20 protein-coding genes are annotated in these 22,704 nt (G+C 60.8%); 18 read left to right on the plus strand and 2 right to left on the minus strand.

Annotated elements, in window-relative coordinates:
* The first annotated feature begins 6 nt into the window (after positions 1 to 6).
* The 16 genes from VJ673_RS07705 to VJ673_RS07780 all read left to right on the plus strand — a co-directional run bounded on the left by VJ673_RS07705 (position 7) and on the right by VJ673_RS07780 (position 19,185).
* A complete protein-coding gene (locus tag VJ673_RS07705) occupies positions 7 to 954 on the plus strand; it encodes a glycosyltransferase family 2 protein (RefSeq protein ID WP_324125478.1) in 948 nt (315 codons plus the stop codon).
* Positions 905 to 1,612 carry an acylneuraminate cytidylyltransferase family protein gene (locus VJ673_RS07710; RefSeq protein WP_324125479.1) on the plus strand — a complete coding sequence of 236 codons (708 nt, stop codon included), beginning with the start codon at positions 905 to 907 and terminating at the stop codon, positions 1,610 to 1,612. The genes VJ673_RS07705 and VJ673_RS07710 overlap by 50 nt, the downstream gene beginning before the upstream one ends.
* Entirely contained in the window at positions 1,609 to 2,547 is a 939-nt protein-coding gene (locus tag VJ673_RS07715; protein WP_324125480.1) for a phosphoglycerate dehydrogenase, read from the plus strand. Before VJ673_RS07710 ends, VJ673_RS07715 begins: the two co-directional genes overlap by 4 nt.
* Entirely contained in the window at positions 2,544 to 3,299 is a 756-nt protein-coding gene (locus tag VJ673_RS07720) for an SDR family NAD(P)-dependent oxidoreductase (RefSeq protein WP_324125481.1), read from the plus strand. The genes VJ673_RS07715 and VJ673_RS07720 overlap by 4 nt, the downstream gene beginning before the upstream one ends.
* Positions 3,300 to 3,309: 10 nt before the next feature.
* Entirely contained in the window at positions 3,310 to 5,055 is a 1,746-nt protein-coding gene (locus VJ673_RS07725; protein ID WP_324125482.1) for a hypothetical protein, read from the plus strand.
* A 38-nt stretch (positions 5,056 to 5,093) separates the two neighbouring features.
* The gene (locus VJ673_RS07730) at positions 5,094 to 5,759 is read left to right on the plus strand and encodes a DUF1796 family putative cysteine peptidase (protein ID WP_324125483.1); all 666 of its coding nucleotides are present in this window, start codon (positions 5,094 to 5,096) and stop codon (positions 5,757 to 5,759) included.
* A gap of 161 nt (positions 5,760 to 5,920) precedes the next feature.
* Positions 5,921 to 8,629: a glycosyltransferase gene (locus tag VJ673_RS07735; protein WP_324125484.1), complete on the plus strand. Its 2,709-nt coding sequence runs from the start codon at positions 5,921 to 5,923 to the stop codon at positions 8,627 to 8,629.
* Between the two features lie 9 nt (positions 8,630 to 8,638).
* On the plus strand, positions 8,639 to 9,757 hold the full coding sequence (gmd, locus tag VJ673_RS07740) for a GDP-mannose 4,6-dehydratase (protein WP_324125485.1): 1,119 nt from the start codon (positions 8,639 to 8,641) through the stop codon (positions 9,755 to 9,757).
* On the plus strand, positions 9,757 to 10,728 hold the full coding sequence (gene fcl / locus VJ673_RS07745) for a GDP-L-fucose synthase (protein ID WP_324125486.1): 972 nt from the start codon (positions 9,757 to 9,759) through the stop codon (positions 10,726 to 10,728). Before gmd ends, fcl begins: the two co-directional genes overlap by 1 nt.
* Complete coding sequence (locus VJ673_RS07750; protein ID WP_324125487.1) at positions 10,692 to 12,074, plus strand: glycosyltransferase family 2 protein; 1,383 nt, start codon at positions 10,692 to 10,694, stop codon at positions 12,072 to 12,074. Before fcl ends, VJ673_RS07750 begins: the two co-directional genes overlap by 37 nt.
* Positions 12,075 to 12,191: 117 nt before the next feature.
* Entirely contained in the window at positions 12,192 to 13,388 is a 1,197-nt protein-coding gene (locus VJ673_RS07755; protein ID WP_324125488.1) for a polysaccharide biosynthesis/export family protein, read from the plus strand.
* Between the two features lie 64 nt (positions 13,389 to 13,452).
* Positions 13,453 to 14,604: a glycosyltransferase family 4 protein gene (locus tag VJ673_RS07760; protein WP_324125489.1), complete on the plus strand. Its 1,152-nt coding sequence runs from the start codon at positions 13,453 to 13,455 to the stop codon at positions 14,602 to 14,604.
* Positions 14,588 to 15,643, plus strand: coding sequence for a capsular polysaccharide export protein, LipB/KpsS family (locus tag VJ673_RS07765; RefSeq protein ID WP_324125490.1), 1,056 nt, complete (start codon positions 14,588 to 14,590; stop codon positions 15,641 to 15,643). The genes VJ673_RS07760 and VJ673_RS07765 overlap by 17 nt, the downstream gene beginning before the upstream one ends.
* 3 nt (positions 15,644 to 15,646) lie before the next feature.
* A complete protein-coding gene (locus VJ673_RS07770; protein ID WP_324125491.1) occupies positions 15,647 to 16,870 on the plus strand; it encodes a capsule polysaccharide biogenesis protein in 1,224 nt (407 codons plus the stop codon).
* Complete coding sequence (locus VJ673_RS07775; RefSeq protein WP_324125492.1) at positions 16,867 to 17,634, plus strand: SDR family NAD(P)-dependent oxidoreductase; 768 nt, start codon at positions 16,867 to 16,869, stop codon at positions 17,632 to 17,634. Before VJ673_RS07770 ends, VJ673_RS07775 begins: the two co-directional genes overlap by 4 nt.
* Before the next feature lie 6 nt (positions 17,635 to 17,640).
* Positions 17,641 to 19,185 (plus strand): LTA synthase family protein, encoded by a 1,545-nt coding sequence (locus VJ673_RS07780; RefSeq protein ID WP_324125493.1) that lies wholly within the window; start codon positions 17,641 to 17,643, stop codon positions 19,183 to 19,185.
* Here VJ673_RS07780 and VJ673_RS07785 read toward each other — a convergent pair.
* Positions 19,152 to 20,054 (minus strand): LysR family transcriptional regulator, encoded by a 903-nt coding sequence (locus tag VJ673_RS07785; RefSeq protein ID WP_324125494.1) that lies wholly within the window; start codon positions 20,052 to 20,054, stop codon positions 19,152 to 19,154. The genes VJ673_RS07780 and VJ673_RS07785 overlap by 34 nt on opposite strands.
* Before the next feature lie 132 nt (positions 20,055 to 20,186).
* On the opposite strand from VJ673_RS07785, the gene VJ673_RS07790 reads away from it, so the two are divergent.
* Positions 20,187 to 21,074: a Tim44 domain-containing protein gene (locus VJ673_RS07790; RefSeq protein ID WP_324125495.1), complete on the plus strand. Its 888-nt coding sequence runs from the start codon at positions 20,187 to 20,189 to the stop codon at positions 21,072 to 21,074.
* Positions 21,075 to 21,157: 83 nt separating this feature from the next.
* On the opposite strand, the gene VJ673_RS07795 is transcribed toward VJ673_RS07790, so the two are convergent.
* Positions 21,158 to 22,201 (minus strand): type I glyceraldehyde-3-phosphate dehydrogenase, encoded by a 1,044-nt coding sequence (locus tag VJ673_RS07795; RefSeq protein ID WP_324125496.1) that lies wholly within the window; start codon positions 22,199 to 22,201, stop codon positions 21,158 to 21,160.
* Between the two features lie 156 nt (positions 22,202 to 22,357).
* On the opposite strand from VJ673_RS07795, the gene VJ673_RS07800 reads away from it, so the two are divergent.
* A complete protein-coding gene (locus VJ673_RS07800) occupies positions 22,358 to 22,699 on the plus strand; it encodes a hypothetical protein (RefSeq protein WP_324125497.1) in 342 nt (113 codons plus the stop codon).
* Positions 22,700 to 22,704: the final 5 nt, after the last annotated feature.

Below are 22,704 nucleotides of genomic sequence, written 5' to 3' on the forward strand. Positions count from 1 at the left end.
CGTTCAATGCTCGCAAGTATTGTCATCCGTACCCTGAATGAAGCTCGGCACTTGGACGACCTCCTGATCAGCGTCAAACAGCAGGAAACCGCTGGCCTGAAATGGGAGGTTGTGCTGGTCGACTCCGGTTCAACCGACGGCACGCTCGAGATTGCTGCGCGGCATGGTTGTCGCATACTGCATATCACCCGGGAGGAGTTCTCGTTCGGGCGCTCATTGAACATGGGCTGCGCCGCGAGTCGCGGGGATATTCTCGTCTTCATCAGCGGGCATTGCGTTCCGGCGCGTCCGGACTGGCTGCAGACCCTTTGCCAGCCTCTCATCGAAGGCAAGGTCGCTTACTCCTATGGTCGCCAGATCGGAGATGACGATAGTTACTTCAGCGAGCGCCGCATCTTCGCCAAATACTTCCCCGCCGTCTCGGCAATTCCCCAGAGCGGCTTCTATTGCAATAACGCCAATTCGGCACTTCGCCGTGCCGACTGGGAAGACACGCCATTCGACGAAGGACTGACGGGTCTTGAGGACATGGATGTCGCCAAACGGCTCGTCCAAAAGGGCAGGCCGATCGGCTACGTCGCCGAAGCATTCGTGTATCACCATCACCAGGAATCCTGGCGCAGCGTACGTCGACGCTTCGAACGCGAGGCGATCGCGCTCCAACAGATCATGCCGGAGGTGCACATATCGCCCCTCGACGTGCTCCGCTATTTCTTCAGCAGTGTCTCGATGGATTGGCGCAGCGCCCGGCGTCACGGACAGCTCGGGGGCCGTTGGCTTGAAATCCTGCAGTATCGCGCGATGCAGTTCTGGGGTGCCTACATGGGAAACCATGAACACCGCAAGCTCTCGCATCGCCAGAAAGAAATCTACTACTACCCTTCAACTGAAACGGACGAATCAAATGACTGGCTCTTCTCGCATCGTCGCCCTTCTCCCAATGAAGGCAAATAGCGAACGCGTCAAAGGCAAGAACTTCCGCGATTTCTGCGGCAAGCCGCTGTTCCGCTGGATCCTCGACACCTTGCTTGAAGTGAAGGAAATCGACCAGGTCATCATCAATACGGACGCCCGTCACATCCTGGCGCAAAACGGCCTCGTCGAGACCGACCGCATCGTCATTCGCGATCGCAAGCCGGAGATCTGTGGCGACGCCGTGTCGATGAATCTCGTGCTCGCGGACGACGTCGCGAATGTTCCGGCCGACATCTACCTGATGACCCACACGACCAATCCGCTCATGAGCGCCAACACCGTCCGCGAGGCGCTGGCCGCCTTCCGTGCCGCGAAAGCCGAAGGCAACGCGGACTCGCTGTTCACCGTCGACAAGGTCCAGACCCGTTTCTATCGCAAGGACTGCAGCCCGGTTAACCACGATCCGGACAACCTGATCCCGACGCAGAATCTCGAGCCCTGGTTCGAGGAGAACTCCAATCTCTACATCTTCACCGCAGACAGCTTCGCGAAGACGAAGGCCCGCATCGGCAAGCAGCCGATGATGTACGAAGGTCCCTATTTCGAATCCATCGACATCGACACGCCGCAGGACTGGGATTTTGCAGTAGTCGCGGCCCGTTTTCAGCAAGAGCAGCAGAAGGAAATGACCGCATGAAGATTCTTGTGACCTGCCCTCCGATGCTGGGCATGATCGACAGTTTTCGCCCTCTCTTCGCCAGGTACGGCGTTGAACTGACTGCTGCGAAAGTCGTGCAGACGCTTTCGGTCGCGGAATTGACTGAACTCGTGCCCCAACACGACGGCTGGATCATTGGCGACGACCCCGCGAACCGTGAAGTCTTCACCGCAGGCAAGGCCGGTCGATTGAAGGCCGCTGTGAAATGGGGCATCGGCGTGGATAACGTCGATTTCGCCGCCTGCAAGGACATGGGGATTCCAATCACCAATACCCCCAACATGTTCGGCGGGGAAGTTGCCGACGTCGCCGTCGGCTATGTCATCGCTCTCGCCCGGGAAACCTTCGAAATCGATCGCGGCGTGCGCGCCGGCCAATGGCCCAAGCCGCGAGGCATCTCCCTCGCCGGCAAAACGGTCGCGCTCGTCGGCTTCGGCGACATCGGCAAGAACACGGCCCGGCGTCTTCTCGCCGCCGACATGCGTGTCATCGCCTACGACCCGTTTGCACAGCCCGTGCCCGAACTCGCCGCCGTCGAAATGGCCACGTGGCCGCAACGTGTCGAGGAGGCGGATTTCATTGTCGTGAACTGTGCGCTGACGGCGAGCAGTCGCCACATGGTCAATGCGGACGTTCTGGCACGCGCCAAGCAAGGTGTTCGTATCGTGAACGTCGGCCGCGGCCCAGTGATCGACGAACCCGCCCTGGTGGCCGCCCTGCAAAGCGGCAAGGTCTATTCCGCGGCACTCGATGTCTTCGAGGAAGAGCCGCTGCCGATGGACTCCTACCTGCGCACCCACCCCCGCTGCGTCTTCGGCTCCCACAATGCGTCGAACACTGCCGACGCCGTCGCTCGCACCAGCGAGATCGCCATCACGAAGTTGATGGATTTCCTGGGTGTGCAACCGAAATGAGCCCGACGCCCGCCCGTTTTGCCCTCATCACCGGTGCCGCCGGCGGCATCGGGCGGGCCCTCGTCGACGAATTCCGAGGCGCAGGCTATTCGGTCATTGCTACCGACTATGTAGCAATGCCGGCAGATCTGCGCTGCGAACATTACCTTCGCGCGGACTTGGCTCAGACTGTAACCGACGCGGAATATCGAAACGATTTCTTTGGAACCGTAAAGGCAATCATCGGATCGAACGGGCTGCACGCACTTGTAAATAATGCGGCAGTTCAAGTACTCGGAGGAACCGACTCACTCACAGTCGACGACTGGCAACAAACAATAAACGTCAATCTTCTGGCGCCCTTCGTATGGACTCAGGCCCTCCTTTCTCATTTGGAAGAGGTTCACGGCTGCGTCGTCAATATCAGTAGCATTCACGCATCCCTAACCAAGCCCGGGTTTGTCGCTTACGCCACCAGCAAGGCCGCGCTAAGCGGCCTTACCCGCAGCATGGCGGTAGATCTGGGATCGCGGATTCGTATCAACGCCATTGAGCCTGCGGCGATCGAGACCGAAATGCTGAAAGCGGGTTTCGCTGGAAGACCGGACTTATACAGCCAGCTCGAAAAGGCCCATCCCTCCGCACGCATCGGCCTTCCGAAAGAAGTCGCCACGCTTGCGCGAATCGTCGCCGACGGCAGTGTGGGATTCCTCCAAGGTTCTTGTATTTCCTTGAGCGGCGGCATTGCCGCCAGACTACACGATCCAGATTGAGGAGACAGCCATGCCCCGCCTCTTACCCCTGCTGCTAACGGTCTTTCTAGCTTGGCCGCCAACACTGCGAGCTGCATGGGATCTCATCAGTACCACCGCAGTTCATCCTGAATACAAGGGCCCAGTACCAAGCAAATCGGATGTAATTTTTTCTACGCGCTTCAAACGTCCGGAGGCGCCTGAGGTCGCTAGATCGTTCGGGGCGACACGAATCGAGTGGGTATACTCCACCGAACCTGAGTTCATCCAATCCTTGCGTGCTAGCGCACCTTGGTTTGGAGGAGCCATCAGCTCCAACATTCCGTTACCGTCGGACGACGGCCTTGCTCGCGATTTCGAGGGCAATCCCGTTGTCGCTCCCTGGATGAAATCCTGGGGCGCCAAATGGGTTACTACAACCAGCCCGGTAACGCGGGACGCAATCACTCGCCTGGCTAAACGGTATCTGGAGCTTGGCGCAAAATCTATCCAGTTTGATGACCCGTTGCTCCAATTTACGGCCCGTCGCTGGGGAGGCGACTTTTCCCAGTCTTCCGTGGAAGGATTTCGTGAGTTCCTTAAGCAGCAAAGAGATCAGGATGAAATTCGCTCACTGGGACTAGATTCGCCGAATTTGGACTACAAAAAGCATCTTTCCGAACGCTACGGCATCAAAACAAACAGCGAATACGTAGAAAGGCAACGTGACATACCTGACTCCCGCTACTGGAATGCTTACCTCAAACAGTCAATTCTGAACCACTACTCAAAACTCAAGCAAGAACTACAGGCAGCCGCTCCGGGGAAAGTCGCGATTTCGATGAACCTTCCTCTTTTTGGGCCGGATGCAAAGCGGGATGAATTCGCTCTGGTTCCCTACGCCGATTACGCCATGGTCGAGACGAAGATCGACGACCTGGATCTCGTAAGTCTCCAAGCAGCGACCTATCGAGCGTTGGGGATGGGCTACACGCCTTCGATCACCCCTGGCTCCAAGGACCAGAATCGCACGGCTATTTCCTACTTGTATGCGCTTGGAGGACAACCGCTGATTCCCTGGGACGTCTATGTGAATCAGGGAGCGGATCGCCAACCCACGCGCTTCTTCGGAACACCGGAGGACTATGGCGACCTATATCGTTTCGTCAGAACCAACCAAGACGCTCTAGACAACTATGAAATCTTACCGGTCGTTGGAATCCTTGCTCCGACCACGAATTACCGTCTAAAGGAAACCTTGCAGCTCGTTCGTCGGCTGAACGACGCACACGTCCCCTTTGTCATCGTACCGACAGGAGAATCCGTTCCTTACGATCCGAAGCGGATTGCTCACCTCAAGCTGCTAATTTCCGTGAACAGCCCCAACGAGTTCGCCGAAGACACCATCACAAACCTTCGCGCCTCCGGGGTTACGCTTGTGACCGCGTCCAGCCTTGATAACGCTCAATTGCAGATGAGCTCGCCGGTCACATTCAACTCATCCGACCCTGGGGCGAAGATCGTCATTCGGGGTCACTCCCAATCGCATGAGCTCGCCTTACATATCATCCATCCTATCAAGAGTGCCGCTGCTCTGACGGACCGGTGTACCGACACGGTAAATATCCGAAAGGATGCGCTTTCCGGCCTGGGTCTTAACGACGCGACATCGAGGACCTTAAACGGCAAGATGGCAGTTCAGATAACGGACACCGGTGCAACATTAAAGACAACTGTAAGTTGCTCCCCATGGTCAATCATCGTCATGCGCCTTAAGCAAACATCTGGAGATCGCTAATGCATCCGGCTTCCCTCGAGTCATCCGGTAATCAACGAATGAGCACCACCGCAATTATCGGGTTCGGGGTGTCTTGTCAAACAGCATATCAAATCCGCCGACATACGCGCAATGAGCAGGCATTTTTCTTTGATTGGCTGATTACTGAAAATATTGATGCAATCGACCTCATCGTCAACGGATTTGACGCCAACCTCTTCCTTCCAGAGACATGTCGTGTGGTGGACAAAGGGCTTCGTGTGCTGGACCCTTGGTCTGGCTTGAAATTTCAACATGACTTTCCTACTGCGGAAGGAAGCATTGCCTCCGACTTTATTAGCGCCCGCCAATCCGTTAAGGACAAGTATCTTTTCTTGCGAGACCGGACGCTTAAGGCCATGAATTCCGAGTTTCCTGTCTTCATACGATACGAATGGCCGTCTTCTGCTCACAACACCGACCCGATCTCGGCGTGCGCTCGCTTTCGGGCAGCGATTTCGAGGAATTCGGATCAACGCGCTCTATACGTCCTCGCCAGTGAAAGCATTCCGGAATCCCGTGCATGTGAAAATATGCTCGTCTGCAAACTTCGACCGTTCCAAGGCCCCGAGTCGAATCGTTGGAAGGGCGACGACGCAAGCTGGGATGATCTTTTTTCCTTTGTACGTCACCAGATACCACTAGAGTTGTCTTCGACAAGTGCCCTGCTTAGTGAAGATCGCTAGGCGTTACGGCATTAGCTCCGATATAGATTTTGCTATCCTTCCACAAGTAAACGGGAAGACAGTGCCAGCCCAGTAGGTTTTGGCATTTTACGTCTCGTACCAACATGGACGTTACAACGACTCCACGAATAGTGGGGCACGAACATAGCAATCCGAACAAGATGAAACAGATCTCAATTCTTCTTTCTTGCTTCAATGGCTCCGAGCTAGTGGAGTCGTATATCGACAGCCTGCTCCACGATTCAATGGTTAATACCTGCACATTGATCGCCGTCGATTTTCCATTTTCTCATCGCGACCCAATCCACGTGCGGAAGCAGTTGGAGCGTTTCCCGGATTTGGTATATCTTCCACAGGAGACGAACTGCTCACTGTACGACGCATGGAATTTAGCTATTAAAGCAGCACAGACTCCATTTGTTGGTAATTTGAATTTGGATGACAGGGTCTCGGCAGACTACTACGCTCTAGCTGCAGAATTCCTCGAATCCCACAAGGCGGCCGTATTTTCCAGCACCGCGATTATGACTTCGAAGATTGGGGACGCGGAAGCGAACCCTCATCCTCAATCACACTTTCCGCCAGAAAGACTTAATGGCGTTGAAATTTTTGAATATTTCGGTGAAGACTTAGTCTTCCAAGATCGAAACGGTGCTACAAAGAAGAGAAACCCTCCGCACTGCGCTCCAGTTTGGAGAAAATCGCTTCACGCCTCGCTAGGATGGTTCGACAGCAAGAAGTATGATTTCTGCGCCGATTATGCATTTTGGCTCCGAGTTGGAGCAGCAGGGCACAAATTTATCTTACTAAATCGCCCCAAGACTATATTTTATGCTGCTGTCGGCACCGCATCAGATCGTCTAATGCATTCGGAGAGCGAAAGCATTCTTCAACAGTGGGAGAAGACCTTTCCGCCGATCAGCTATAAGGAGACGCACCTCGGGAGAAGGCACGACGTTCTGCACCATTGCATGAACTTCAATGCAATTCTCGATCGCCGTGAGTATTGGATCCACCTTCGTGACCTCGTAAGCATTGTAGTCACTGCGCATAACCAACCCGATGAATTATCCGAGTGCCTGGAATCAATCAGGACGCAATCCTATTCAGCGCTGGAGTGCATTGTCGTTATCGACGGTGATAGCACCGGCAGACTAAAGGGGGTTGTCGAAAATTTTTCCCGTACGGATTCGCGATTCCGCGCGGTGCATCTTGAACGAAATGTTGAGCGAAATTATGCGAGAAACGTCGGATTAACCCTTGCTGCCGGCGAATGGATATGCTTTGCTGACGGTGACGATTTGCTAACTGGTGACTCGCTGGAGCGCCGCGTCAATGCGTCAAGGACTCACCCTGACTCTATCGCCTTCGGCGGCCTAACAATTTTTTCAAATGAAGGCATATTGTCTCAGAATCCTGGTCCGAATGAATTTGACTCGCAGTCTCTCAGGCTTGGATGGCCACATCATTGCACGTTACTCATCCCGCGGAAATTTCTAACTGAGCTCGCATATCCAGCCTCTAAGCGGGATTTCATGGCAAAGGCGTCTGAAATTGCCGGCGAAGACGTCTGGTTCATGTCAAGGTTACTGAAGTCTTCTAACGGCGGCAAATTCGTGAATTGCGGCAGCCAAGTTTACAAATACAGAAGATATTTGAGTTCAAGTTACGCTGAACGTCACATTTCAATCTCCAGAGTGATCGGAATCGTTATTCGCGAATTTGGAGCCCCTCGTCAGGATGATGTTTCATATCAGAAGTCGATTTGTCAGCGAGCTTTGGGTTGGCTCCTTTGGCGCGCATGGAATACCTCAGACATTGGCTCTCCTTCAGAGCGGTCGCCGGAGATGCACGCAGCGATCTCAACACTTAAGGCCATAGACAAATCCCTGGTGGAAAGCGCTTTTCGCGGATTTCTACAAGATATTCGCATTTTGGACAGTGAATGGATTGAAAAGATCAACGCGATTCTACCGCGATGTCTTGAGTTATTGACCGAACGCCACGTGGCGCCGGAAATTTGTAACAAGCTTGAAAGATTATTAATCGACCGGATTTGCGCACTGCAAGCAACAGGCGAATTGGGCTCTATTCCAGAAGGCAAGATGAAAAATCAAAATCCGGCAGACGGGAAGATGACGCACGCAATTATTCCGCATAGTTCATACGAACGACTCCTTAGGTTTAAGAACAGGCACAAGGGAAAAGAGTGCGTCCTCATGTGCAACGGACCTAGCCTAAAGGAAGTCGACTTTAAGCGAGTCGACACTGGTCGTCTTGTTATTTTTGGATTGAACAAGATTTTTCTTGGCTTTGACCTCCTAGGTATTAAGCCAAACTACATCGTCGCAGTGAACAAGAAGGTCATTGAGCAATCTGCAGGAGATTACAGAAAATGTCTTATTCCAAAGTTTATCTCTAACCGTGTTGACTTTGACATTATCCCGGCGGATCCGATGACCTTTCATCTCAACACCGTCGACTTACCAAAACCTTGTGCCCGATTTAGTCGTGACATAGTTCAGTACGTAAATGAAGGCTGGACGGTTACTCATGCTGCACTGCAGATAATCTATTACATGGGATTTAGCAAGGTATATATTGTTGGAATGGATCACCGTTTTTCCCAGCATGTACTAGGCCAGGAAAACAAGGAGTCTGTAATTGCTGGCGACGACAAGGACCATTTCCACCCGGGATATTTTGGCCATGGACAAAAGTGGGATTTTCCGGATTTGAAAAACAGTGAAATTTCGTATCAAGCTGCCAGAAAGGAGTTCGCTTTAGATGGTCGAGAGATTTTGGATTGCACAATTGGTGGCGCGTGCGAAATATTCGATAAGGGCAACGTTGAACTGATCTACCGGTAGGATATTGCAATGAAAAAGGCTCTAATTACTGGCGTAACCGGTCAGGACGGCTCGTACCTTGCTGAATTTTTGCTTGCCAAAGGATACGAGGTGCACGGCATCAAGCGCCGTGCCTCGCTGTTCAACACAGCGCGTGTCGATCACATCTATGAAGATCCGCACGTCAAGAATCAGCACTTCATTCTGCATTACGGCGACCTGTCCGATACGTCGAACCTGACGCGAATCATTCAACAGATTCAGCCCGACGAGGTCTACAACCTCGGCGCTCAGTCGCACGTTGCCGTGAGTTTCGAGGCGCCTGAGTACACGGCGGACGTTGATGCGATCGGCACGCTGCGCCTGCTCGAAGCGATTCGCTTCCTGGGCCTGGAGAAGAAGACTCGTTTCTACCAGGCATCGACGTCCGAGTTGTATGGCCTGGTGCAGGAGACTCCGCAGAAGGAGACGACCCCCTTCTATCCTCGCAGCCCGTACGCCGTCGCGAAGATGTACGCGTATTGGATTACTGTTAATTATCGTGAAGCCTATGGGATGTACGCCTGCAACGGCATCCTGTTCAACCACGAGTCGCCGCGCCGTGGCGAAACATTTGTGACGCGAAAGATCACGCGCGGGCTGGCGAACATCGCTCAGGGGCTCGAGTCGTGCCTGTACATGGGCAATCTGGATGCATTGCGCGACTGGGGTCACGCACGCGATTACGTCAAGATGCAGTGGCTGATGTTGCAGCAGGAGCAGGCCGAGGATTTTGTGATTGCCACCGGCGTGCAATATTCGGTGCGCGAGTTCATCCGGATGGCGGCGGAAGAGTTGGGCATCGTACTGCGCTTTGAAGGCCAGGGAGTCAATGAGCGCGGCATCGTTGCGCAAGTCACCGGGGACAAGGCTCCCAAAGTGAAAGTGGGCGACGTCGTAGTTTCGGTGGACACGCGTTACTTCCGCCCGGCCGAGGTCGAAACGCTGCTAGGCGACCCGACCCGAGCACGGGAAAGGCTCGGCTGGGTACCGGAGACGCCGTTGTCGGAACTCGTCCGGGAAATGGTCGCTCACGATCTCGAAGCAGCGCGACGTCACGCCCTGCTCAAGCATCATGGATACGACGTTGCCGTGTCGAGAGAGAACTGATGAGCAAGCTGACGAATCGCATCTTTGTCGCCGGCCATCGCGGCATGGTGGGCGCGGCGATTGTGCGCCGACTGCAATCGCTCGGTTTCCGGGATATCGTGACTCGTACCCACGCCGAGCTGGATTTGACCAGCCAGGAGGCAGTCGGGGCCTTTTTCCGTGAGGAAGAAGTCAGCCAGGTTTATCTGGGCGCGGCGAAGGTCGGCGGAATCCACGCCAACAACACCTACCCGGCCGAGTTCATCTACGAGAACCTGATGATCGAGTGCAACGTGATTCACGCGGCACATCAGGCGGGCATTCAAAAGCTTCTGTTTCTCGGATCCTCGTGCATCTACCCGAAGCACGCGCCTCAACCGATGAAGGAAGAGGCCTTGCTCACCGGGACGCTCGAATCGACCAACGAACCCTACGCGATCGCGAAGATTGCGGGGATCAAGCTATGCGAAAGCTATAACCGGCAGTACGGACGGGATTACCGCAGCGTGATGCCGACGAACTTGTATGGCCCGCACGACAATTTCCACCCCGAAAACAGCCACGTTATTCCGGCCTTGTTGCGCCGTTTTCACGAGGCGGTTCAGCGCGACGACGAAGAGGTGGTTGTTTGGGGCTCGGGCTCTCCGATGCGCGAATTCCTGCATGTCGACGACATGGCTGCAGCCAGCGTTCATGTGATGGAACTGGAAATTGAAAACTACCGGGCGCATACGCAGCCGATGCTTTCGCATATCAACGTCGGCACGGGCGTCGATTGCACAATTCGCGAGCTTGCCGAGACGGTGGCGCGCGTAACCGGCTTTCGCGGACGGTTGGTCTTCGATGCAAGCAAACCGGATGGCACGCCGCGCAAATTGCTCGACGTGTCGCGTCTGGACGCCTTGGGCTGGCGGGCGAGCATTTCGCTCGAGGCGGGCCTTCGCAATGCATACGGATGGTTCGTCGAGAATCAGGATCGATTCCGCGGCTGATTGCGGGTCCGAGGCAACAACTCTCCTATTTTCCGGAACACTACTCCTTGATTGATCGTGAGCCGCGGGTTTCCGTCGTCATGCCGTCGATGAACCAGGCCCGCTTCATCGGGCAGGCCATCGACAGCGTTCTTCAGCAGACCTATCCGAACGTCGAGTTGATCGTCGTCGACGGCGGCTCCAATGACGGCACGCTGGGCGTTCTGGAATCGCGACTGGGCCGCTTCGGGCAGCGCCTGCGCTGGGTGTCCGAGCCGGACAGTGGCGCGGCGAACGCGATCAACAAGGCGCTCCGGTTGGCGGATGGCGACATTATCGGGTGGCTGAACTCCGACGACCTGTATGCGGCAGACGTCATCACGCATGCGGTGCAGCGCTTCGTCGCCGACTCGTCGCTCATGATGCTGTACGGCGAGGGTGAGCATGTCGATGCGCAGGGGGCGCCGCTGGGCCGGTATCCGACGCGACCGCCATCGGCATCGATCCAGGGGTTTCACGACGGCTGCTACATCTGCCAGCCGACTGTGTTCTTGCGACGCACCGTGCTCGACGCGGTCGGCCTGCTCGACGAGGGGCTGAGAACGGCGTTCGACTTCGAGTATTGGCTGCGGGTCTTCAAGCAGTTCCCGCAGGGCGTTGCGCACGTCGACCGCGTGCATGCCTACTCTCGGCTTCACGACGACTGCATCACGATGAAGATGCGGCGCACCGTCGCGCTCGAAGCCATGCGTCTGCTGGCGCGCCATGTCGGGGTACCCCGCCCGCACTGGCTCGAAAGCTATCTTTCGGAACTGTGTTCGGTGTATCCGTTCGACGAAAGGGTGCCGGATCTGGCTGCCGAATTCTTCGGCGTCGTAAAGGAAGCACGGGAGTTTCTGACGCCCGACGGCTACGAGCGCCTGATGGGATCGTACGAGCAGGACGCGCGGCTGCGCCTTGCCTTGCCCGGCGCCTATGCATCGGTATCGCCGGATGGCTGGGCGCCTCCGACACTCGCGCTGCGTATCCGTAAGACCCCATCCACGGCCAGCATTCTTCGACTGAGCTGCGTTAACGCCTCTCCGTTGAAACGGCCGCTCACGCTGCGGACATTGACGAGTTCGGGCAAGGAAGACGTCCGCAGGGTGGAGAGCCCGGGCCCGTTTCACCTGGATTTCGACCTACGGGAACTCACAGGTAGCCAGTCGACGATTCTGGTCACGACGGAACCAAGCTTCGTGCCCGCCCAGGTCGAGCCTGGCTCTCGCGATGCGCGCGCACTGGCCTTCCGGATCGAACGGACGAAGTTCGTGGAGGCCGATGCCGATGGGCAGTTGGGGTGGTTCGACGTATCTCGACATCGATAGAACCGGGTACGCAAGAGGACAGGCTTGACGCTCGCCTCATATAATCGCGGCTTTGTATCAAACACATCAATCACAAGAAATCGCTCGCCGATCGGCAGGCGTACAGGTAAAGACAATATGTCAGGTCTGCAAAGTCAGCGCGCGCTTCTCGGCGCAAGATTCGCCATTCTCGCGATGGTCTTCGCACTTTCCGGCGGCTGCTCGGTGATGTCGGGCCCGCTGCCCACCTCCGGGCCCTCGAAGGACCAGGTGGCGGATGCGGCTGGCGTGCCGACGGATTACCCGATCGCGCTCGTGGACATTTCAAACGAAGTCGCCCGTCGCCTGGTCGCATCCGAGAAGCGTCAGCTCTTCTCGGAAACGATGGCCGGGACCGATTTGCCGACCTACACCGTCGGCGCAGGGGACTTCGTCGAGATTTCCATCTGGGAAGCGCCTCCGGCCACGCTTTTCGGTTCCGTGCAGATGGAAACGGGCGCGTCCGTCACCAACCACGCGGCGACGCTGCCGGAGCAGATGGTGGCAGCGAACGGCACGATCAGCGTGCCCTTCGTCGGCGCGATTCCGGTGGTCGGGAAATCGCCGCAGCAGATCGAGGCCGAGATCACGAAGCGCCTGAAAGGCAAGGCCAATCAAGCGCAGGTGATGGTCCGCGTGGTGCGGAACAACACGTCGAATGTCACGGTGGTCGGCGAAGTCGCAAACAGCGTCCGCATGCCGCTGACGGCATCCGGCGAGCGGCTGCTCGACGCGTTGGCGGCGGCCGGCGGTGTGCGCCAGCCGGTGGGCAAGACCACCATCCAGCTTACCCGCGGCAATAGCGTGCAGGCGATGCCTCTGGATCGCGTCATCCAGGATCCGCGCCAGAACGTGATCCTGCGTCCGGGCGACGTCGTGACCGCCGTGCACCAGACGCACAGCTTTACCGTGCTGGGCGCAACCGGCAAGAACGAGGAAGTGCCTTTCGAAGCTCAAGGCATCACCCTCGCGCAGGCCTTGGGGCGTGCGGGCGGCTTGCAGGACGAGCGCGCCGATGCGAAAGGTGTGTTCATCTTCCGCTTCGAGGATCCGTCCGCGCTCGGTTCGGCAATCCAGACACCGGCCGCAACGCCGGACGGAAAAGTCCCCGTCGTGTATCGCGTCGACCTCAAGGATCCGCGCAGCTTCTTCGTCGCCCAAGGCTTCCCGGTCCGGGACCACGATGTGATGTATGTGTCGAACGCTCCGGCAGCGGAACTTCGCAAGTTCCTCAACATCCTGACGTCGACGATCTACTCGATCCGCTCGCTCGAAGTGATCGGCAATGTCCGTTGATTCGCATGAGCGCCCACGTGCCGATGCTCGCCGCGTGTCGGGCCTCGCGTGAGGGTGTCGCGCGATGCTGATTGACGTCACGCGTCTGGCCGACCGGATGCTGCAGGGGCGGCTTCCGACCGGTGTCGACCGCGTGAGCCTGGCCTACCTCCGGCACTTCCATCACCGTGCTCATGCACTGGTGCGATTCGCCGGCCGCTGGATCGAGCTGGGGGCGGGGGACTCGCGCTCCGTGTTCGACGCCTTGCTAAGCCCGATGCGGGACCGGAGCGCAAGGATCCGGCGCTGCGTCGGCCGCGGTTATGCGTTTTCGTGGCGGCGCCGGCATGGTTCGCTGATCCTGAATACCGGACACAGCGGCCTGGACAACGCCGGTTATCCGCACGAAATCCGTCGCCGCACACTGCGTCCGGTCTTCTTCCTGCACGACCTGATCCCGATCACCCACCCCGAGTACTGCCGGCCGGGCGAGGCGGACAAGCACCATCGCCGTCTCGAAGCGATGCTTTCGGTCGGCCATGGGCTGATTGTCAATTCGAAGGCGACGGCGGACGAGCTTGACGGCTATGCACACGACCGGGGGCTCCAGGTGCCGCCTTGCGTCGTCGCATCGTTGGCCCCCGGCGAGCTGCCGCGAACGGCTGCCCCTCGCCCCTTGCAGGAGCCCTATTTCGTCGTCCTCGGCACGATCGAGCCGCGCAAGAACCATCTGCTGTTGCTGCATCTGTGGCGGGAACTGGTCGACCTCCTGGGCGACAAGGCGCCTCGTCTCGTCGTGATCGGCCAGCGCGGCTGGGAATGCGAACAGATCGTCGACCTGCTCGATCGGTGCGAAGCCTTGCGCGGATTCGTGGTCGAACGGCCGGCCTGCACTGACGCCGAGCTCGCCGCGTGGCTGCAGCATGCACGGGCGCTGCTCTTCCCTTCGTTCGTGGAAGGCTTCGGCATGCCGCTGGTCGAGGCACTGATGCTGGGCGTGCCCGTGATCGCAAGCGATCTGGGGGTGTTCCGCGAGATCGCGGCGGACATTCCGGACTATCTCGATCCGATCGATGGCCTGGGCTGGAAGCGCCTGATCCTGGACTATGCGCAGCCCGACAGCGCCCCCCGCCTCGCACAATGCGAGCGCATGGAAGGTTTCGCCCCGCCGACGTGGGAGCAGCACTTCGAGGTCGTCGACGAGCTGATGAAGGAGCTCGATGCGCGACGCGCTTGAAATCGGCTCCGCGGCAGGATTGCCCTCGGTGATCCATGCCCTGGACTTCTCGAACTGGAAGCGCCCCTTCGTCCGTCATTGTTTTCCCGACAATACCGTGAAGTTCGTCTCCGACACGTCGATGGTCCCGGACGACGGGTGCCTCGTGCTGTGGGGACGCCGGGAACCCGGCCCCCTTGCGCAGCGCGTGCGCGTGGTGCGCATCGAGGATGGATTCCTGCGCTCGGTCGGGCTGGGCGCGGACCTCGTGCGTCCGCTGTCCTGGGTGGTGGATGGCCGCGGCATGCATTACGACGCGACCGCCGTGTCGGACCTCGAACATGTGCTGCAAACGAGCGTCTTCGACAATGCACTGCGGCGGCGCGCGCGCGCGCTGGGCGAGGCCATCGTGGACGAGCGCATCACCAAGTACAACCTCGCGGCGAAGCCGTGGCAGCGACCGAGCGGCGCGCGGCGCACGATCCTCGTGCCGGGACAGGTGGAGAGCGACGCGTCGCTCGCTTTCGGGGCACCGGGCATCCGGCGCAACATGGACCTGCTGCGTGAGGTCAGGGCCGCCCATCCCGAGGCTTACCTTGTCTACAAGCCCCATCCGGATGTCGTCGCACGCCTGCGTGCGGCCGGACAGAACGAGTCCGAGGCACTCGCGTGGTGCGACGAGCTTGCCGTCGACACTTCGATGGATTCGCTGCTGGAAGCGGTGGACGAATTGCACGTCATGACTTCGCTCGCCGGTTTCGAGGCCTTGTTGCGCGGCAAGGCCGTCACCTGTCACGGCATGCCCTTCTACGCGGGCTGGGGGCTGACGACAGACCGCATCGAATGCCCGCGCCGTACGCGACGGCTGAGTCTGGACGAGCTGGTGGCCGGGGTGCTGATCCGCTATCCCGTCTATTTCGACCGGCAAGGGGCCGGCCTCGTGTCGCCCGAAACGGCGCTCGATCAGCTGCGGAGCTGGCGCGGAAAGAGCGGAGGCCGCCAGCCGTGGTGGCGCCCGCTGATGCGCATGGTGTTGCGGCAAGTGGTCGGGATCCGCTGATCGATGCGACGCAATTTCCTCCTGCTGCAAGGGCCGGGAACGCCTTTCTTCGGCCGTCTCGCCGATCGGCTGGCGGTGGACGGCCACGGTGTCTTCCGCGTCAATTTCAACGGCGGCGACCTCGCCTACTGGCGCGGACGTCCGGCATGGAATTTTCGGGGCACCCCGGACGCACTGCGCGATTTCCTCGACGACAAGTATCGTCGTAATGGCATCACCGACCAGATCCTGTTCGGCGATCGACGTCCCGCACATCGGCCGGCGGTCGATCACGGCGACGCGTGCGGCGTGCGCACCCATGTGTTCGAGGAAGGCTATTTTCGGCCCCACTGGGTGACGCTCGAACGCGAAGGGGTGAACGGCCATTCGCTGCTGCCGCGGGATCCGGACTGGTTCCGCGAAGCGGTCCATCGTCTGCCAGCAAGCACCGCAACGATCACGTTCCGATCGCCGTTCTGGGTACGCGCCGCACACGACGTGACCTATCACGCTGCCGGATCACTCAATCCGGTCCTGTTTCCGCGCTATCGCACCCACTCGTCGATCACGGCGCCTGTCGAATACGCCGGATACCTCAAGCGTTTCGCGACGCTGCGCGTCATTCGCGGACGCGAATGGCGGCGCGTCGAGGCGCTCGCGAGCTCCGGCGTGCGCTATTACGTGCTGCCGCTGCAACTGAACACCGACGCGCAGATTCGCGATCATTCGCGCTTCGACGGCATGGAGGAGGTGATCACCTACGTGCTCGAGTCCTTTGCCCGGCACGCGCCCTCCGACACCCGGCTCGCGATCAAGAACCATCCGCTCGACATGGGCCTGGTGCCTTACCGCGCACTGATCCGGCGCCATGCGCGTGACTTCGGCGTCGCCGATCGAGTGGACTACTTCGAGGACGGCAATCTGGGCCCGCTGATCGAACATTCGCTTGGCGTCGTTACCGTCAACAGTACGGTTGGCATCGTCTCCCTGGAACTCGGTATTCCCACCGTCGCACTGAGCGATCCGATCTACAACCTGCCCGGGCTGACGTCGCAGGCGCCGCTCGACGATTTCTGGGCCTCCCGCGAACCGCCGGACCGGGATTTCGTCGGCAGTTTCCGGCGCGTCGTGATGCACGCGACGCAGGTCAATGGCGGTTTCTACTGCCGTCCGGGAATTGCGCTCGCGGTGGAGAACAGCGCCCGTGTCCTGACGGCCGAATGCTCGCCGCTGGAGCAGTTGCTGTGACCGCGCCGCGCAGCATCCTGATTACCGGTGCGACCGGTGCGATCGGCGGGGCGCTCGCGCGCGAATACGCTGCCCCCGGCGTAACCTTGCTGCTGCACGGCCGCAACGCGGGGCAGCTTGAGCAGATCGCAGCCGATTGCAGGGTGCGTGGGGCATCCGTGATTGCCTGCAGTGTCGATCTCGGGGACGTCATGCAGGCTCGGGAGTGGGCACTGGACATGGCCTCGCGCCATGCGGTTGACCTGCTCGTCGCCAACGCTGGCATGAACATCGACATCGGCCCGGACGGCGCCGGCGAACGCTGGGAGGACAGCGAGGCGCTGTTCGCGCTGAACCTGCGTTCGGTGGTCGCGCTGGTCGATGCCTTCGTGCCCGCGATGCGCCGCCGCAGTCACGGCCAGATCGTGCTGATCAGTTCGCTCGCAGGCTATTTCGGCCTGCCGGTGACGCCGAGCTATAGCGCCAGCAAGGCGGCTGTAAAGGCCTACGGCGAAGCGCTGCGCGGCTGGCTGGGCCCGGAGGGGCTGCGGGTGAATGTCGTGATGCCGGGCTACGTCGAATCGCCGATGTGCAATGCGATGCCCGGGCCGAAACCTTTCCTGTGGACGCCCGGGCGCGCGGCACGAACGATCCGTCGTGGACTCGAACGGGACCGCGCGCGCATCACCTTCCCCTTCCCGCTCAATCTCGGCACCTGGTTCCTGGCCGCGCTGCCGGCGGGCCTGTCGGTGCGGCTCGTCCGTTTGTTCGGCTACCACGGGTAGGCGCGGATGACGTCCATCGTGCTCGCCCCCGTCGTCGGGCTGGCCCTCTCGTTCGGCATCGAGGCGGCCATGCAGCCGCGGCCGGGCTCAGTGTGGCGCCGGCCGGTCGGCTGCTTGGCCTTGCATTGCGGGCTGTGGCTGCTGACCTTCGTGCCGCTGTGCCTCGTGCTCGGGCGGCCCTGGTTTGCCGCCGCGGCGACGTCTGCGCTGCTGTTGCTGATCGTGCTCGTGAATAACGCGAAGTACCACTCGCTCGAAGAGCCCTTCGTGTTCCAGGATTTCGAGTACTTCACGGACGCCATCCGCCACCCGCGGCTCTATATCCCCTTCCTCGGTTGGGGCAACGCGCTGGGCGCAGCGGCCGGTTTCGTCGCCGCGGTCGCAACGGGTTTGTGGCTCGAAACGGTGCCCGTCGACCGCTTTGCGTTGTCCGGCCAGTTCGGCGGGCTACTTGCCTGGGCTATCGCAGGAACGCTGTTGACGATGGTCGCGCGGCGCGGGCCGGCGGTGCGTTACGACGCCGACGCTGACCTGGACGCATTCGGGCTGCTCGCCTGCCTGTGGGCATACGGATGCGCCGAACGCCGCGTCCCGCCGCTACCCGATCGATTCGCCGACCTCCCGCCGCCCGCGCCCGGCGCGGAACACCCGCACATCATCGCGGTACAGAGCGAATCCTTCTTCGACCCGCGTCCGCTGTTCGACGGCATTCGCCCCGACGTGCTCGCCGCCTTCGATGCTTTGAAGCGCGACTCGGTCGCGCACGGCAAGCTCTCCGTGCCCGCCTGGGGCGCGAACACGGTGCGCAGCGAGTTCGCCTTCCTCAGCGGAATCGACGCGAAAACCCTGGGGGTGCATCGCTTCAATCCCTATCGCCAGGCGGCGCGGGCGGGCGTCGTGAGCCTCGTCAAAGTGCTCCGGCGACGCGGCTACCGCACGGTCTGCGTGCATCCTTACCCGGCCGGCTTCTACGCCCGCGACAGGGTGTATCCGCTGCTCGGTTTCGATGAATTCATCGACATCCGGGCCTTCCCCGAAGCGGCGCGCTGCGGCCCCTACATCGGTGACGAAGCGGTGGCGACGAAGGTGTCGGAGCTTCTCGCCACGGCGACCGGGCCCCTCTTCGTCTTCGTGATCACGATGGAGAACCACGGCCCGCTGCATCTCGAGAAGACAGGGCCGGAGGATGTCGTCGCGCACTACACGACGGCGCCTCCGCCCGGCTGTGAGGATCTGACGGTGTACCTGCGGCATCTGCGCAACGCCGACCGCATGGTCGCGCGATTGCGCGAAACGCTGGTGCGGCTCGCCCGCCCCGGCCTGCTGTGCTGGTACGGCGACCATGTGCCTATCATGCCGACCGTGTACCGTGAACTCGCGCGCCCGGCCGGCGAAACGGACTACGTGCTTTGGAGCACCCTGCCGCCAGCGACGCCGACGGCCCACGCCATCCCCGTCGAGGCTCTCGGACGGCGACTGCTCGCTGCCGCGGCCGAGCCCGTGAGCCGGATCATCGGCTATGCGACTGCATCCGAAAGATCCCCCGCCTGATCGAGCAGTTTCCGCACCGCCGGATGCTCGACTTTCCTCTGCGCCGAAATCGCATAAAAATGCTCGACGACATCCGGGCTGCGCCCGATCAATGTGAGCCCGCGCGCTCCGGTCAGTTCCTCCGACGACATTTCCGGCGCAGGAAAGGCGCCGAAGCCGCTTTCGCCGAAGGTGGCGAGCAGCGCGCTGTCTTCGAATTCGCCGACGATCTGCGGGCGGATGCCGTGGCGGGCGAGCCAGTCGTCGAGGCGGCCGCGCAGTGCCGAGTCGGCGGTGGGCAGCAGCAGCGGCAGGTCGGCGAGGCAGGCCGGGAAGGGGCGCTGGACGGCGGATGCGACGGCAGCGGGCGCATACCACGCGACGGAGGCGCGGCCGACGCGGTGGCTGAAGACGCGTAGGTTGGGGTTGGGCGGCGCGGGGCGGTCGGCGAGGACGACGTCGAGGCGATGCAGTGCGAGGTCGGCGAGGAGGTCGTCGAAGTCGCCTTCGTGGCACAGCAGGCGCAGGTCGGGGGTCTGTGTGGCGGGCTGCAGCAGGTGGCGCACCGCGAGTTTGGGCAGGGCGTCGGAGATGCCGACGGCGAGGCGCAGGCCTTGGGCTGTGGCGGCGTCCTGCACGGCGGCAGGCAGGGCTTCGCCGAGTTGGAAGATCTGCTCGGCGAAGCGCGCGGCTGTCGTACCCGCCTCGGTGAGTTCGACGCCGCGGCCGGCCGAACGGAATAATGCATACCCCAGCTCGCGTTCGAGCTCGCGCACCTGCGTGCTGACCGTCTGCACCGCCATGCCGAGCCGCTCGGCGGCGCGCGCGATGCCGCCTTCCTTCGCTGCAACCCAGAAGTAGTAGAGATGTCGATAGTTGAGCGGCTGCATCGCGTAATTTCCGTTTTTTCGTAGTATCGCTACTTAAAACTCAGCTTCATTCGAAGTCAACGGATAGTCTATCCTGCCGTACCGATCTGCTACGGCAGGTCCATTCGAAGAACCCAAGGAGTCACGAACATCATGAAACGCATTCTGTTGGCCCTGTTTGCGCTCGTTCTGAGCGTTGGCGCTGCGGCACCCGATGCCGAAGCGAAGCGCCTTGGCAGCAGCCAGTCCTTCGGCATGCAGCGCAGCACCCCTTCAACGGCACCGACCGCACCGCCGGCGCGCACGGCCACTACGCCGACGCAGTCCCCCGGCGCTGCAACGACCGCTCCACAGACGCCGCGTAGAAGCTGGCTCGGCCCGGTGGCCGGTCTCGCTGCGGGTCTGGGTCTCGCCGCGCTCGCGTCGCACTTCGGTTTCGGCGAGGAGATGGGCAGCATGCTGCTGATCGCGCTGCTGGTGATGGCTGTCGTCGTGGCGGTCCGGATGTTCGCGGCACGCAAGCGCGCCGCCGAGTCGCCGATGCAGTATGCGGGAATGGGCGCGGGTGGCGGCATGTCGCGGATGGCGCATGAGGAGCCGGTGATGTCCTCCTCGGCTCCGGCTGCGGCCACTGCGGCTGCAACGGGCGGTGCTGCGCAACGGGCCCTTCCCGCTGATTTCGACGCCGAAGGCTTCGTGCGCCAAGCCAAGCTGAACTTCATCCGCCTGCAGGCGGCGAACGACGCCGGCAACGTGGCCGACCTGCGCGAGTTCGTGTCGCCGGAAGTATTCGCCGAACTGCAGATGCAGATCGCCGAGCGCGGCAGCGCGAAGCAGCACACCGAAGTGCTGGATCTCCACGCCGAGATCATCGACTTTGAACAGGAAGCGCAGCGCTACATCGTCAGCGTGCGTTTCGGCGGCCTGATCCGCGAAGAGGTAAACGGCCCCGCCGAACGCTTCGACGAGATCTGGCACCTGACGAAGCCGACCGACGGCAATCGCGGCTGGGTCGTTGCCGGCGTGCAGCAGTTGAACTGATCACGCTCGCGGGGGTTCCCCTGCCCCCGCTCATCCCTTGGCCGGTCGCCAGCGCCCCCGCGCTGCACCGGCCCTTTTTGCGTCTACGCGCCGCCGACGCGCCGGCCGAGCCTTTGCGCCCAGAAGGCGGCGACTTCGACCATGCGGTTCGAGAAGCCCCATTCGTTGTCGAACCAGATCAGCAGGTTGGCGAGGCGGTCGCCGCTCACGCGGGTCTGGCTGCCGTCGAGGATCGCCGAGTGGCGGTCGTGGTTGAAGTCGATCGAGGCGTGCGGGGCATCGGAGTAGGCGAGCGTTGGCACGCTGCCGTCGGTGGCGGCGGCGCGCAGGCGGGCGTTGATATCCTCCGCGGTGACGGCGCGCTTCATCGTAACGACGAGGTCGATCGCCGAGACGTTCGGCACCGGCACGCGGATCGCCTTCGCTTCGATGCGCCCCGCGAGCGCCGGCAGCAGGCGGGCGATGCCGCGCGCGAGGCCGGTGTCGACGGGGATCATCGACTGCATCGCCGAGCGCGTCATGCGCAGGTCGGTGTGGTGGTAGCCGTCGATCAGCGGCTGGTCGTTCATCACCGAATGCAGCGTGGTGGTGAGTGCGTGGTCGATGCCGAAGGCCTCGTCGAGGATCGCGAGGATGGGGACGATGGCGTTGGTCGTACAGGAGCCTGCGGAGACGAGGCGCTCCTCGCCGGTGAGCGAGCTCTCGTTCATGCCGAACACGACGGTGCGGTCGACGTCCGCGGCGCTGTGGCCGGGGTGCGATAGCAGCAGGCGGCGGCAGCCGGCGTCGAGGAAGGCGTCGAGTTCGTGGCGGTAGCGGTAGCGGCCAGAGGCTTCGACGAGCACGTCGATGTCGAGCGCCTGCCAGTCGACGCCGTCGGGCGTGGTCGCATGCGAGACGACGATGGGCTTGTCGTCAATGTAGAGCACGTCGTCGCGCACCGCGACCGTGCCGGGGAAGCAGCCGTGGGTCGAGTCGAAGCGCGTGAGGTAGGCCATGCTGTCGATGTCCGCCGGCTCGTTGATCGCGACGATCTGGAGGTCGTTGCGCAGCGGCGACTCGTGCAGGGCGCGCAGGAAGCAACGGCCGATGCGGCCGTAGCCATTGATGGCAATACGGAAGGTCATGGGTCGAACACTAGCGGAAATGTCGCGCGGATGCACGAATCGATGTATCGATCGGCAAGGACGTGGAATCATCCGCTGACTGGAGCGTCGAAGCATCACGCCGGCAGGTCGCAGTCGAAGGACCGTCGGACACCCCCAACCCCGACAGGAGCCGCCATGAACTCCACTTCCCACGGCCGCAAGGCCGCCAATACGGCGTTCGAGCGCGCGCTGCTCCGCCGGCTCCCGCTGGTTTTCGTCGGCGGCTGCATGATCGCCAGCCTGCCCCCGCTGCTCGCCCGGGCGATGGCCGCGGCCGGACTGGGTGCCGACCCGACCGCCAGCATCACGACGGCCGACATCATTGGCATCAGCGTGGCGCTATTGACCTGGACCGCGGTCTGCACGCTCGCGATCGCCTGCGGCATCTTCCTGGTGATGAAAGGGCCAGCCTACTTTGCGGACTCCTATCCGCTCGAGGATGCCGATCGGCCCGATCCTCCGTCGAAAAAGGACTGAGGCGC

The sequence above is a fragment of the Aromatoleum sp. genome (assembly GCF_035254505.1).
Taxonomy (GTDB): domain Bacteria; phylum Pseudomonadota; class Gammaproteobacteria; order Burkholderiales; family Rhodocyclaceae; genus Aromatoleum.

Excerpts from the sequence above, each read along its gene's own strand:
- VJ673_RS07765 (WP_324125490.1), top strand. The coding sequence starts at position 14,588 with ATGCGCGACGCGCTTGAAATCGGCTCCGCGGCAGGATTGCCCTCGGTG.
- VJ673_RS07800 (WP_324125497.1), top strand. The coding sequence starts at position 22,358 with ATGAACTCCACTTCCCACGGCCGCAAGGCCGCCAATACGGCGTTCGAG.
- VJ673_RS07725 (WP_324125482.1), top strand. The coding sequence starts at position 3,310 with ATGCCCCGCCTCTTACCCCTGCTGCTAACGGTCTTTCTAGCTTGGCCG.
- gmd (WP_324125485.1), top strand. The coding sequence starts at position 8,639 with ATGAAAAAGGCTCTAATTACTGGCGTAACCGGTCAGGACGGCTCGTAC.
- VJ673_RS07770 (WP_324125491.1), top strand. The coding sequence starts at position 15,647 with ATGCGACGCAATTTCCTCCTGCTGCAAGGGCCGGGAACGCCTTTCTTC.
- VJ673_RS07720 (WP_324125481.1), top strand. The coding sequence starts at position 2,544 with ATGAGCCCGACGCCCGCCCGTTTTGCCCTCATCACCGGTGCCGCCGGC.
- VJ673_RS07705 (WP_324125478.1), top strand. The coding sequence starts at position 7 with ATGCTCGCAAGTATTGTCATCCGTACCCTGAATGAAGCTCGGCACTTG.
- VJ673_RS07795 (WP_324125496.1), bottom strand. The coding sequence starts at position 22,201 with ATGACCTTCCGTATTGCCATCAATGGCTACGGCCGCATCGGCCGTTGC.
- VJ673_RS07760 (WP_324125489.1), top strand. The coding sequence starts at position 13,453 with ATGCTGATTGACGTCACGCGTCTGGCCGACCGGATGCTGCAGGGGCGG.
- VJ673_RS07750 (WP_324125487.1), top strand. The coding sequence starts at position 10,692 with ATGGTTCGTCGAGAATCAGGATCGATTCCGCGGCTGATTGCGGGTCCG.
- VJ673_RS07780 (WP_324125493.1), top strand. The coding sequence starts at position 17,641 with ATGACGTCCATCGTGCTCGCCCCCGTCGTCGGGCTGGCCCTCTCGTTC.
- fcl (WP_324125486.1), top strand. The coding sequence starts at position 9,757 with ATGAGCAAGCTGACGAATCGCATCTTTGTCGCCGGCCATCGCGGCATG.
- VJ673_RS07715 (WP_324125480.1), top strand. The coding sequence starts at position 1,609 with ATGAAGATTCTTGTGACCTGCCCTCCGATGCTGGGCATGATCGACAGT.
- VJ673_RS07710 (WP_324125479.1), top strand. The coding sequence starts at position 905 with ATGACTGGCTCTTCTCGCATCGTCGCCCTTCTCCCAATGAAGGCAAAT.
- VJ673_RS07790 (WP_324125495.1), top strand. The coding sequence starts at position 20,187 with ATGAAACGCATTCTGTTGGCCCTGTTTGCGCTCGTTCTGAGCGTTGGC.
- VJ673_RS07735 (WP_324125484.1), top strand. The coding sequence starts at position 5,921 with ATGAAACAGATCTCAATTCTTCTTTCTTGCTTCAATGGCTCCGAGCTA.
- VJ673_RS07755 (WP_324125488.1), top strand. The coding sequence starts at position 12,192 with ATGTCAGGTCTGCAAAGTCAGCGCGCGCTTCTCGGCGCAAGATTCGCC.
- VJ673_RS07785 (WP_324125494.1), bottom strand. The coding sequence starts at position 20,054 with ATGCAGCCGCTCAACTATCGACATCTCTACTACTTCTGGGTTGCAGCG.
- VJ673_RS07730 (WP_324125483.1), top strand. The coding sequence starts at position 5,094 with ATGAGCACCACCGCAATTATCGGGTTCGGGGTGTCTTGTCAAACAGCA.